At 39.9% G+C, this 298-nt stretch carries 1 pseudogene; it reads left to right on the top strand.

From position 1 onward, the window contains the following. Positions 1–150: pseudogene (locus HC176_RS20220) on the top strand (succinyl-CoA--3-ketoacid-CoA transferase); the annotation flags it as partial. Positions 151–298: the final 148 nt, after the last annotated feature.

Raw genomic sequence — 298 nt, 5'->3', positions numbered from 1 at the left:
AAGATCGTTACTAATCTTGCTGTTCTTGAAGTTACCGAAAAAGGTTTTAAGCTGCTAGAAAGAGCTCCCGGAGTAAGCGTGGAAGAAATAAAAGAAGCTACCGAGGGTACCTTGATCGTAGAAGGAGAAATTCCTGAAATGAAACTATAAAAGAAAGACCTCCAAGGTTTTCAAAACCTTGGAGGTCTATTTTTTCATATATGCTTCAGACCTACAAGATCTACAAAAGAACTTGCAGGGCCCGAATTAATCCAGGATCGAAGTGGAATTCTTTTCAAGGTTCACCAGGAAATCCAGG

The organism is Tamlana crocina (genome assembly GCF_012037625.1).
The sequence above is the reverse complement of the archived record's forward strand: the minus strand, read 5'-3'. Positions and strand labels throughout refer to the sequence as shown.